Origin of the sequence: Pseudoalteromonas sp. XMcav2-N (assembly GCF_024124545.1) — a bacterium.
GTDB lineage: Bacteria > Pseudomonadota > Gammaproteobacteria > Enterobacterales > Alteromonadaceae > Pseudoalteromonas.
Genome location: NZ_JAMXSF010000018.1, coordinates 66,070 through 78,337, shown reverse-complemented (window position 1 = coordinate 78,337; position 12,268 = coordinate 66,070). Strand labels below are relative to the sequence as shown.

Below are 12,268 nucleotides of genomic sequence, written 5' to 3'. Positions count from 1 at the left end.
CAAAAATTTCGCTATTTATTTGTTCTAAATAGCGAAATTTTTAACACCGTTAGCGGCATATTTGCTCCTTCAAATTGAACGGGTATTAAGTGACATTGGTATAAAATTAGTCTGTTCTTAAATAAAAGATACTCAAATGGATAGAGCACTTGTAGTGCCCTATCCAGAGGTTGAAGTTATTCAAACTCTTATACAAGCTCTCGTTGAAACGGATAGCTATTGGTTTAATAAGTGGTCGTTCTCAGCACTGAACTCAGACAAGGCATATCAACCACGTTTGCGACTGACAAATACGCCCGCTAAACACAAAATCAAGAAACTCAGACTACCACCTGAGTCGCCACCCTGAGTATTGCCGTTATCAGTACCTGGTGATTTATTGCTGTTGCCATCGCCATTTCCGGGCTTTTCATTGTTGTTATCAGTTTCTACAACTTGCAGCTGAACGCTCGCACTGGAAACCGTGGTTTGCTGCCACATTGCATCAACTGATAACTCAACATTTCCCAGCTCAGCAAACTGGGTTGTTAACTTGCCAGTATCCGCCTGCGATGTTATCGGCTCACCAGCAACATACCATTGATAATGTAAGTCTAGCGGCTCACTGGATGTGAGATTTGCCAGAAACTCTACATTCTGACCTAGTACGACGGTATCAGGTTGCAAAATAACCAGCCCTACAATTTTTGGAGAAACGAGATCGACCTGTTTTTGGGAAGATTCCACCAGCTTTCCGTCCTGATACACTTCACGGGTCACTGTATAAATACCCGGTTGTGCGTATTCATGTTCGGGCTCAGCCTCATGAGATACCGAACCATCACCAAACCGCCAAAAGTACTGTGCATCGCTTGCCGATACAGTGGACGTTATTAAAAATAAAAGGCCAATCATTATTTTGTACATAGTCACTCCCTGATAGTGATATTGAGCCATACGTAACATCAAAGCTTCATTGATGAAGCCAGTGTATGACGGCGCTCATTGTAACATAATCGTTAAAAAATAAAATATAATACGCTAACTCGTCCATCCAATAGTACTAGCTTAACTGCGTAATTGTATTCACTTGTATTAGGTAAGAGTTCAGAGTCAGTCAAACATTTCGCCATAAAGCGTATGCCCGCAATCAGGCATACGCTTTTGTCCTACTGTTGATATGCAACACCATAGGTGCTTAAAGCGGCCTCACACAACCGCCAGTTCAAGATCCCTCGCGCTGGTGCACTTACGTCTATGAAGGTTGGTGCCCACCGTATATTTCGATACCTTACACTATCCTCTCCAGAAACAACGCCAGCGCGAACAGCCTCTTGCCTGGCAAGCTCACACTGCTTCCAATCCTGGCCGTCACTAGTCGGTAGCTGTAAATCCGTTATATCGTAGTTGGCGGGGCAAGATTTGCCTCGTTGAACACAGGCGTTTTCCATTTCCTGCACCTTGTTTTCACAGGCATAACCGAAGGGGTTATCCCGGCAATATTTGGCAGCATGGAAAGAAAACCAGGCATTGTCATAGGCAAGTACTTTGATACGCTCCACTGACAGGCGCTGTACCTCAGGCAAATAAGCATAATAGCTGTTGAGTAAGTTAGTTGCTCTTTGCTCATCCAGAATGGCTTGCTTAAAGTCGTCCTCAAGCTCAGTGATCAGCCATTTAGTTGCATTTCTGACTATCTGGTAGTCTGGCACTAATGCGCGCAATGCCAGTGATGATTTGTCGTAGCGAGTTGTATAATAGCGAACGACATTGTAATCACTGAGTGAGGTCAGTTGGCTAGTAAACCCAGATTTTGCATATTTAACCGCTTCATAGAACATATCAAAACACGGCTGTGGATTGTCCAAAGAGCAGGTAATGATATTGTTAGGTATGACGGTGAGCAGTTGTTTGGGGTCGCCCCCTTGTTGTACCGCTCTTACCGTTATTTTTACCGACGATTTTATGTCATGCTGCAAATATCTGAGCTGCCCGCCTACATTGAATACACCACCATACAAGTCAACATCCAGATAGCCGCCGATGTCTGACTTGTCTTTGTTACTACCGAAATCAATCTTTAAGTTAACCAGCACGTTTGCACCATACTCAATACCAGTGACAAACTCATCGCCTGCCAATGTTTGTAATTTAGTCTGGTAGTTGTTCGCAATACTATGCCCAACTTGTGACAGGGTATATCCTGTATTCTGGTTCACAGGCAAAAACAAACGTTTCTTTGGCGTGCTGGACGCACTAAATGTGTAAGAGCTTGAATAAGTGCTGGATGCCATTTCTTTGGCAAGCGAAGCCCCCGCAGAGACACGCACCACGGGAAAGTTCACGTTGGTGTCAACACTGCCATTGAGAATACTCAGCATATCGTCATAACCCATGTCGATGCCGGTTTTGAACTGCAGCTCAGTATTACCAAAACTCTCATCGACAACACCACTGACTGGCCGCACGTTTAAAAAACGCTTTTTTTGGCTATCGTATGCCGTACCCACTTCGATGTGATCATTTATGAGACCTGAAATGACGGAGCCTGTCAAAGCACTATTCGTCATTTGAGTATCTGCACCCAGTGAATAGCCACTCACTGCCGCCAGCGTTATCGCCAGCAATGTAGAGTAAATTGGATTCATATCATCTTCCTTAACGAATTGTTACCAGATAGTCTTCAACTTCACCGTAATGCACACGGGTACACGCGTTATCCGATCCTCCTCCGGCATCAATAGCAACGCGCATCAGTGTTAAACCTTCAGGCACTTGTGCCGGCACATCTAGCGAAAATTCAAACACACCTGTTGACGCAGACCGGTAAACCATTTCCGAAGGTTCAAACTGACCATTGTGATCCCAGTCCAACCATACTCTGGCTGCGACATAAGATGGAAATTCAGGCTCTTCGTGCCCAGGTTTAATGGTGACTTTTGATACCTGATTAGCGCGCAATCCAAACACTTTACCCGAAATCTGGCTATATCCATGCTTTTCAGACCGGTGAGTAACATCATCCACGGTTACTTCGGAGATCCATTCCCATTCATGCACATAACTGCGGTTGTCACAGTATGATCTCGGCAGTACCGTGGTCTTAAGCGCCACGGGCTTATACTCCGGAGGCATTATAGAGCAGGCTTCATCTGCACTGGTGCCTGCATACCACTGATAGGGGTTCGTAAAATCAGTGTTCGCAAACGTCACGTATTGCGCTTTGCCAGCAGCTAAAGCGGCGCCAGAGAGCCATAGCTCTTTTAGCTGGCGAAGCTTTTCCTCTTTTTGGACTATATCGGTCGATTCATACATCTGCTCCCACAGTTCAACCAGCAGCCCGTCAAAACACTTGCTCAGCCACGCAAACCGGCCTTGTGCCTGTTCAACTGTAAGTAAATCTCCTAGTTCACTGTATCTGGCTTGCTGATGTGTTCCATTATTTTGCTCTGATATCGAGGCAACTGCCGGACCACCAAAAGCCATGTCCAGTACCAGCAAGACTAACAAAAATCTGAGTATATTCATGAGATATCCTTATCTTAGTACGTCACTGATGGCACTATAATCACGTAAATACACGAGATTATCGGCCTCGTACTGAATACAGTGACTGCCTTCCGGGTTGCGTTCACAATAATCCACTAGATCAGCATACAAGTTAGCGTTAGCGCGGCTTTTAGTTTCAATATCCTGTAACAGCAGCAATTGCTCTGCGGAAAATTGCGCAGCGTAGTAACGTTGCAGGTTTTTTGCACGGCGATACACCTGCAGCTCATCTACCCAGCGAGCCGTCAGCTCTTTGATAATGAGTTGAGTCAGATAGTTAGCAGGCATATATCCACTATCAGGGATGAGTTGTTGAAGGCCGGCACCAGAATCTAAATATCTGGCTGTATAAGCGTCGCTGATATTGTAATCATCCAGTGAATTAAACTGATTGATGTAGTCCGTTTTCAGGTAGTGTACTGCTGCTTGAAACAAATTAAAGCAAGGCTCGGGGTTGAGCAGTGTGCAGTGCATAATACCATTAGGTATTACTTGCAATAACTTGTTTGGGTCTCCGCCACTCTGAATACCGCTTATCGTAATTTTGACTGATTTTCGTTTATCTTCGGCGATTTTCTGCAGATCTCCATCGACTTGAACTTTACCTATCCAGTCAACGCTAAGGTACCCGCCAATTGTGCGCTTATCCGTCTCATTTCGATACTCAATTTTCATGTTAATGACAACATTCGAGCCGTAAGCAAAGCCCTGAACAAACCCGTCCCCCAAATTGCGAGCCTTGTTTCCGGGGTACGCCGTTGCCAATTCCTTCGCGGCAACTGTAGGCTGAAAGCCTGTGTCATCGTTTGGAATCAATATTCTTGATTTGGGCTTAATTGAGGAGTAGACAGTATATGTACCTGTGTACCTATCCGCACTGATATTCTTAGCATAGTTTGAGCCTGCATCCACTCTAACCGCAGGCAATTCGAAACCTGCATCTACCTTTCCATCGACGAGTTTAAGTGCTTGCTGATAGCTCAGGTCAACACCTACTCTAAAATCTATATGCGTGTTACCCAGGTGATCAACTTGCCTGCCAAGCACAGATTGCAACCCCAAAAACTGCTTTCCTTTGCTCTGATAAGCCGTGCCAAGTGGCACAAGGTCATTACTCTGACCAATGGCAGTTCGTTCTTCTACTTCATGGACAGCTATAGTGTGAGCGTGTGCCTTTACCAACAGAAAGGCGGCTCCCAATAACAACATAATCGAAACCACATTACGTATTTTCATTATCATATCTCCATGAAAGGCCCATTGGGCCTTGGTATTTGTCAATCCATGACTACTGCTTCAGGCTGTTCAGATAGTCCTGATGCCAGGCCTGAGGCAAACGATTAAGCACATCTTCTGTTGTTTCCACCTCACTGCTGAACTCATACTCGCTTTGCATCGCCAAATCACCTACTTGCAAACCATTGGCAAACATACTGAAAGACTCACCTTGTTGATAATTGGGATCACCTTTACCACGACCCAGGCGAAGATTATAAACCTTGTCGGTGAACTCAATCTCCTCTATCTGAGTGATCATCTCTAACCCGTCTTCAGTCAAAATCTTTGCGCCTTGCTCAATTTTGCTAGCCCACACAGCCTTACCAGACTGCATGACAACAGGGTGAGATTCTGTTAAGAGCAGCGTTTTACCAGACTTGGTTTTCAGCTGGACCATGGGAATGGTTTCAACCCCTACAGAAATATCTTCTATCGTCAGAGCTAAGTGATGATCAGGTGAAAACTCGCTGGCACCGAGCACTTGATCTCCCACTTCAAGTTGCTCGATGGGAAGTTGCTTACCATTTGGTAAAGTGATTAAGGTGCCTTCAGCCAGGCAACTATATACAATTTGCATCTGAGGGTGGTCTGTTTCACCCCAGCCACTGTTCATGTCTGTGGAGCCAATGACAAAAGAAGCCGTTAGTGGGGGTCTGCCTGGACGTATAACATGATCAAGCGCAAAGTGCATTATCCAGTGGGTATCCTGGTACCTGCCAAATAATGTGGCGTCTCCAAACACCCCCTCATCTTGCGGGATATCCCAAGATATGATTGTCCGATCCATCCCCTTCCACTTGTCGTAGCGCAAGTTTAATTTCTTTGCGAAGAGGTCGCTGATATCCTGATAATCAGAATCACCAATTGCCACAGCCCCGCCACCTTCCTTCGTCTGAATAAAGATATTAGTTCCGTGATTCATGAAAGCAGGCTTATTCATTGCCGGGCTCTCGACTATGGTTATTACGCCGTTTTCCTCCTGAACTTCCAGTGTTGTAAAATTTGGCAGGTAAATGCGTGTTACTTTGCCCATCACGTTAAAACTCCCTTGAAACGGCACCTTAAGTTTGGTCTGACTATTGGGCGTTCCTATTGGGTATATATTTTCATAATCACAATCGCCATAATTTCGATTGAGACAAATAGTGATCTTACCATCAGGCGCATCCGCACCGCCTTCAGAGCGGTTATCAATGGGCTTTTTAATGGCTGTTTTAAAACCATCTCGCCCCGCTAAAGGAAGTAGTGAGGCGCCCTCAGCACCAGATGCGCCTGATCTCAGCTGCATAGAGTAGCCTAACTTTGCCAGCAAAGTATCCTTCGAATACTCAACTACAATATTTCGGTCTTCAACAATTTGCTTATTGTCGGCCCCCATATATATTGAGGTTACCCAGCCATCGGCAAAAATACGCTCTGAAGCGGCAAGCTTAGACAGAATATCTTGTACTTTCGCGTAGGAGTATACGGATTTGCGTTTTGCCTCCTGCCCGTCGCCAAAGTATTCATTGTATGACAGTTGAGTGAGCTGCTCGCCTTTCTCATTGGTCAGATGCAGATCTATCAATGTATAATCGGTCGAAACCGTTTTACTGTTTAACGCAGATAGCAAAACAAAAGGCTCACCACTAGCATTGTTTGCTACGTCAATCCCCATGTGTTTAAAAAAAGAGCACAGTTCAGGTCTGCCGCTCAAGCAATTTTGTAATGAGCTAAGGCGAGGATTTTCTGTTTCCAACTCGTCGTGATCCAACCTTTGTTCAATTAGCGAAAACAAATGAGGCCGGTTTTTTCTGCTCAGTCCATGTCGTGCCAGTCGCGCTTTTAAACGATCATTTTTGATTTGCATGTCTTGCTGGTAAGCTGCATCACTGGCTGCTTGTGATGAGCCAGCAAAAGTGTCAGGCATTACGGATACCGTCCCCAATGCAAGTGCAATGGATAAGTACAGAGGTTTCATATTTTATTCCCTTAATATGGAGAGTAATTTGAGCAAACGCTCAGGTCCCACCTGCGATATGCTGGCGAAACCCTACAGCAATTCATTCAATTAAGTTGGATGGAGCACGTTATAGGTTTGAGGTGTGGCTTTTTTTGTTTGGCAGGCGAATAAGTTCGATAATTCACTATATGTATAGCGCTGAGAACTTTGTTGAGATACCAATTCAAAGCAAGTCTGAAAACTTGGATGATAGGGTATGTCACTTGAACCGGAAAAATACGCTGAATCATTTGCTAGTACAGGTAGTTCAAAGTCATCCGAAGGTTGCGTCTTGCTTTGTACAAAACTGTTGAGGAATTTAACTTTGTTGCTGCCGTCAGTTTCGAAGCTAAAATTAGTAGGCGACCACTCGCCTGCATTTGAAAAGTCGACTTTTATATCAAAGATTTGCCCCTCATCAATACCACCGCAGCTATATATATGTCTGTAACTATCTCCAACAGACACCCGCATCATCATTTGACCCGGTAAGGCACCATCAGGCAAATTCAAAACAATACGTTCATTACCCTTAGCCCATTCTTCTATATAAACTTCTTGCTCTTCGTAGGCACCATTGTGGTTTGTATCGATCAATACAGTCACTTTTTGACCTACCGACCTGGGACCTAACTCGATCGAGTTCTCTTGCTCAAGGTACATATTCAGAGGCTGGTCCAGAATCTCCTGGTAGCTTTGTGGCTTCAATGACAAGCTCTGTTGATTAATAGTCACGATATCCAACAACTCAGTTTTTTCGTTCCCTATCATCGGCGAACAAACCACACCTAAAGGATGTGAATAATAATCCCTATAGGCAAGCAATTCCTCTCCATTGCTTTTTACAACTTTGAGCTTAAAACGCACAAGCTGGTCTGGCGCAATATTGTGTACCCTATGTAAGAAAGGATAAATAGCATGACCTGCTTTGCGCTCCCAACGTTCTGTCGCCCCATCCCCCCAGTCCACAGCGATATGCTCTATTTCACTTATAGGTAGTATATCAATCCAATATCTGAACTCGTCATACTGCGGCATAGCAGTAACCGGTAAGCTTGAAATTTCAGACGTTTGTGCAACCAGCCCCACCAGATGTAACGCTCCATCTACATTTTTCCGTGCATCCTCTGCTAACATGCCAACATTGCTTGAGTTAGCAACCAACATCAGGCAAGTAGCTGCATCATCTAAACTGGCGTTGGCGGGCAAACATGAAATGTTGGCGTTTAAGAATAGTTTGAATGCTTCCTCCACCGTCCAACCATAAGTTTTTACTAGTTCATAAAACGCTTTTCTGAAAAGACCACCCACGTCATATCGAGACATATTGGCACGATACGCACTCAAATGATCTATACTACTACCATCAAGTGAAGGCAGCGAAAAGTAACGCTCTCCGACATCTTGGACTCTTACATCCCAGCCAAGCCACCACTTTTTATCCGCTTGCGGGCGCCCTGTACTATCCAAAGTTTGTGTTAGAAATGGTTCTGAAGTGCTAAAGCTACCCGATACTCCGTGCTGCAAGTAATCTAGCACGGCAAGGCTCGCAATATCAGCAAATGCTTGAGAAAAAGCACCAGCTTCCCCTTGGCTATTCAGCTGACTGTTCCAGTGTGTCAATGCATACGCCGCCTCGTAAGCAACTACACTTGATGTAGTAAGCGAATAATGGCTATAGCCATAGTATCCGGTACCGTAATTCACATGGGTACCGTCCCAGTAAGCTTGGTTCATACCCAAGGTGTTGTTTCTTACTCTTTGTCTTAGTGTTTGGAGACAGTAACCATCAATGGAGCAATCGGACGCTTGATTTGGAAACAGTTCATTCAGTTGTCTGTGAAAAAATTGCATGGTGAGCCCACCGTAAAAATGAGCATCATTTAGTGAGCTATAGCTAAAAAAGTTATAGTAATCTGTATCGACATCGGCACCATTAAAATATTCGTAATATCCATCACAACTGTACATAAAAGAATTAGTATGATGCGAATAGTAGTCAATCGTCTGCACATAAGGATTTTCTAAAAAACAGCGTCCACCCTCTTTTCTGACAATAAAAGGGTAGCCATCAAATTCAGCAAAAATGAGCGGGCGATCCGTGTCGCTGATATCATTGAATAGCAACTCAGTTGAAGCGCCGGTCGTTTCATCATATTGATATCTGAGGCAAGCCTCCATTGTCGAAGGCTGTGGAGAATAACAAATTGCCCCCATTTTCTCGTTACCGCCTATGCCTCCAGCAGCAACGTATTGTTCGTCGATAGAAAGCTGTTCAACGTCTTGCTCATCACTGGAAACGTGAACGACCCCTTGCTCAGATTTAAGTACACTCAGCGTGTCCGCATCGATGGTGAGTGTGCGTATGCCCTCTTTCGAAGTGGCGATGACCTGAAAAACGCCTATTAGACGGCCTTGCCAAGTCAAATACGCGCGATTGAGATGTTTTAATTTCGTCCCGGAAGTTATGCCGGTTCCTTCCGCCAGCCGCTGTTCGATATCAGTCAAGGACATGTGGAAGTAACGCCCATCAGTGGCACTCGTTACCTCTTGTGCTCTCAAGGTCACCCCCAGACCCTGCACGATTTTATCAGTATCGTCTTTGACGAGCACAAACCGAGCGCCAATCACCGGTATGTTGCGATAAAAAACCTGATAGTGCTCAAAGCGTTTGGTACTTCCTGTCGTTTTTATCCGTTGATAGCTCAACCCAGTTGTCGCTTTGTCCGCATTTATTGAAGTAGACAAGACTCGAGCCTGCTTGTGCAGCTCATGTTCAACTTCATGCCACAAATGTTGTTGGTTCAACAATGCGTGTGTGTCGACCCACTGTGTCTCAGCGTAACTAAAACCACTGAAACAACATAGAAAAGCCACCAAAGAGGCATTATTGTTAGGCATTCACTCTCTCCCTGAATACATACTGTTTACAAATTAGACTGTTTCCTTTTAAGCTTGAAACTGGCGCATCGCTAACATCATGAGCCATTGCGACTTCTGATTGAATATTCAAGCCTAACGCGTTACGTCATAAAAGCGTAATGTACAAACACCCACAATGAAACAAAAAACAAACAACCTGTTAAAATTTCATGTTCACTTCCGCACTTTGAACACGCTCAGTTGTCGCAAATAAAAACAATGCTAAAGCACTATTTAAAACAGTATTTTACCGACTCGATGGAGATTGCTGCCGTTATTTTAATAATAAGGCTCAAAGGATTAATAAGTTAGTAGATATTTCAAATGGCTAAGAAACATACACTAGGGTTTTCATAAGAGAACTGTTAGCATTTGCAGTACTCAGGCACCGAACAGAAATATGTCTGTGGTGTACAAAGTCTAATTTGGGCATACGCCTTGTTACCCCTCGATATCTAAACACAAGGAATAGACTGTTTGTACCTGCATTTTGTAGCTTACACTCCGTGGCGTATCACTGAAAACGAAGAAGGCACAGTCAGACCCTCGATGGTACTGGCGGAGCTCACCCCTGCCAGTACTTGGCAAACAACTGTGGGTAGGTTTGCTTTAACACTTTGGGTTTATTTTTAAACTGTTTGCCCTGTGGCGCATAATTCACCGTGTTGTGATAGGGCAGCTCCAGCTCCGTTTTTTGCTCGTAGAGCAAGCCTGCTGTCAGGTCCAGTTCGTCGCAGTAAGGGTAAGGCAGGTTGTCGCGCAGGGGCATGTCTTCAATGCTTGCCAGGGTATCTGGCTGAGTCAGCACTTGTTCTACCACGGCTTCGCCCTGGGTTAGTAGCCAGTTGCAGAAATCCAGAAAGTCATATTCACTGTTGCAGCCGCAGGTCACATAGGCTGCCCCCCAAATATCCCAGTGCCATAAGCGTCTGAGTTGCTTGCTGTAATGAGTGTCAAAATCGGCAATGTCTGTATCAGACAGTGTTTCCAGCCTGGTTTTTAGTTGCGCCGCTTTATCTTTAGTTTGGTTGTCGATGGCAATGAGCTGCCAGAATTGGGTCAGATCCATGGAATAAAACACATCAGGAATTCATGATGCGATCTTATCACAGCCTGTTCTTTGAAAGGTATGCTAAGTGGATCACAGGCACAAAAAAAGCAAGCCTTAGCCTGCTTTTTCTCTCAGGGTATTAAGCTTTTAATTAAAGCTTAACGATTTCTTCAGCCTGAGGACCTTTCTGGCCTTGAGTCAGTTTAAACTCAACACGCTCTCCTTCAGCAAGGGTACGGAAACCGTCACCTTTAATTGCACTGAAGTGTGCGAATACATCTGGGCCATTTTCCTGAGCGATGAAACCAAAACCTTTTGATTCGTTAAACCACTTTACGGTACCTGTTAAAGTATTAGACATAATAGTAAATCCTGAATATTAAAATGATGCCAATCCCTAAAAGCTAACCTCTGCCCTGTTGCAAAGGATCCTTCTATACAAAAAACTGGCAAACCTATGCCCATGTGGGCGCATAGACCTAAATTTTGCCGGTGATAAAACTTCAGGACGGTACTACTACAAGCAAAAACTTATACAACAACGTAATGGAGATTTATAAACACTGACCCAAATTCTGTCTACGTTCATCTTATCGGGCTGCCCCTCTAAGTCAACTAATTTTTAATCATATTTGTTAATTCTTGATGACACAAACAAGTCGCTTTAAAGGCAGAGGAGACAAGGGTGTACCTTTTTTATTTTACCTATTTAACAGGATTATGATCGAGGGCAAATTGTGGTTAATTTAACCGGATATAACACCTTTGGAGACTACGCTTTGCAACTAAACTGGGTATAATCCTGCGCAGGTTCACTAAGGCGCTTTTTATGCTCAAAGAAATGTTTCTGCTAATAACCAGAGTTATTGTGTTGTGCGCTATCAGTGCACCAATTTGTGCTACACCATTAACAATATCCTACCTGCAACACCCTAGTGTCCGAGACCAGGCCTTGCCATTAATTCAGGCTGCGTATGCTCAGGCAGGCATTAAAGCCAACTTTATTGCCATGCCCGCGCACCGTGTGCTGCACGAAATTACGGCTGAGCATACCGATGGCGACGTCATTCTGGCACAGGAGATATTCGCCCCATTCAAAGATGTTATCTCTGTCGGTCCCGCGTTAACGGAAGTTGACTTTGTGCTCTTATGCGTCGCAAATGTGCCTTGCGACAACTCTGTGTTAGTAGCAACACCAAGTACCATAGTCGCTACCGACCAATCCAAGCGTGTGCTACTCACCAAGTACCCGCAAGCGCAAAGAAATCAGTTCTATCAGATTAACAATTTAGGCAAACTGCCTGAGCTGCTAAACCTGCACCGCTTTGACTACGCTGTTTTTGTGGTATCAACTCAGTGGCCGCTACCCGACTCACTCGCTCATTTGAATGTACATCATTTATTCAGTTCAAAAGCCTATCATGTCCTGCATAAAAAACATGCTTCAATGGCTGCACAACTGTCATTGGCTATTGCAACCGTCAAGGCACAAAAAGGTCTGTAACAAA

General features: G+C 44.5%; 9 protein-coding genes. 1 reads left to right on the top strand and 8 read right to left on the bottom strand.

Translation table 11 applies throughout. The annotated features are described in order from the left end of the window. Window positions 1-267 precede the first annotated feature (267 nt). The 8 genes from NH568_RS19770 to NH568_RS19735 all read right to left on the bottom strand — a co-directional run bounded on the left by NH568_RS19770 (window position 268) and on the right by NH568_RS19735 (window position 11,121). A complete protein-coding gene (locus NH568_RS19770) occupies window positions 268-906 on the bottom strand; it encodes a PKD domain-containing protein (protein WP_253050156.1) in 639 nt (212 codons plus the stop codon). Window positions 907-1,148: 242 nt separating this feature from the next. After that, window positions 1,149-2,627 carry an internalin gene (locus NH568_RS19765; protein ID WP_253050154.1) on the bottom strand — a complete coding sequence of 493 codons (1,479 nt, stop codon included), beginning with the start codon at window positions 2,625-2,627 and terminating at the stop codon, window positions 1,149-1,151. A 10-nt stretch (window positions 2,628-2,637) separates the two neighbouring features. After that, entirely contained in the window at window positions 2,638-3,507 is an 870-nt protein-coding gene (locus NH568_RS19760) for a GEVED domain-containing protein (RefSeq protein ID WP_253050152.1), read from the bottom strand. A 9-nt stretch (window positions 3,508-3,516) separates the two neighbouring features. Continuing rightward, window positions 3,517-4,764 carry a hypothetical protein gene (locus NH568_RS19755; RefSeq protein WP_253050150.1) on the bottom strand — a complete coding sequence of 416 codons (1,248 nt, stop codon included), beginning with the start codon at window positions 4,762-4,764 and terminating at the stop codon, window positions 3,517-3,519. Between the two features lie 52 nt (window positions 4,765-4,816). Then, window positions 4,817-6,766, bottom strand: coding sequence for a Hint domain-containing protein (locus NH568_RS19750; protein WP_253050148.1), 1,950 nt, complete (start codon window positions 6,764-6,766; stop codon window positions 4,817-4,819). Between the two features lie 90 nt (window positions 6,767-6,856). Further along, window positions 6,857-9,688: a M4 family metallopeptidase gene (locus NH568_RS19745; protein ID WP_253050146.1), complete on the bottom strand. Its 2,832-nt coding sequence runs from the start codon at window positions 9,686-9,688 to the stop codon at window positions 6,857-6,859. Between the two features lie 586 nt (window positions 9,689-10,274). Next, window positions 10,275-10,778 (bottom strand): DUF4240 domain-containing protein, encoded by a 504-nt coding sequence (locus tag NH568_RS19740; protein WP_253050144.1) that lies wholly within the window; start codon window positions 10,776-10,778, stop codon window positions 10,275-10,277. Between the two features lie 133 nt (window positions 10,779-10,911). Beyond that, window positions 10,912-11,121, bottom strand: a complete 210-nt coding sequence (locus NH568_RS19735; protein WP_010380108.1) for a cold-shock protein — start codon at window positions 11,119-11,121, stop codon at window positions 10,912-10,914. Between the two features lie 468 nt (window positions 11,122-11,589). On the opposite strand from NH568_RS19735, the gene NH568_RS19730 reads away from it, so the two are divergent. After that, window positions 11,590-12,264, top strand: a complete 675-nt coding sequence (locus NH568_RS19730) for a hypothetical protein (protein ID WP_253050142.1) — start codon at window positions 11,590-11,592, stop codon at window positions 12,262-12,264. Window positions 12,265-12,268 lie beyond the last annotated feature (4 nt).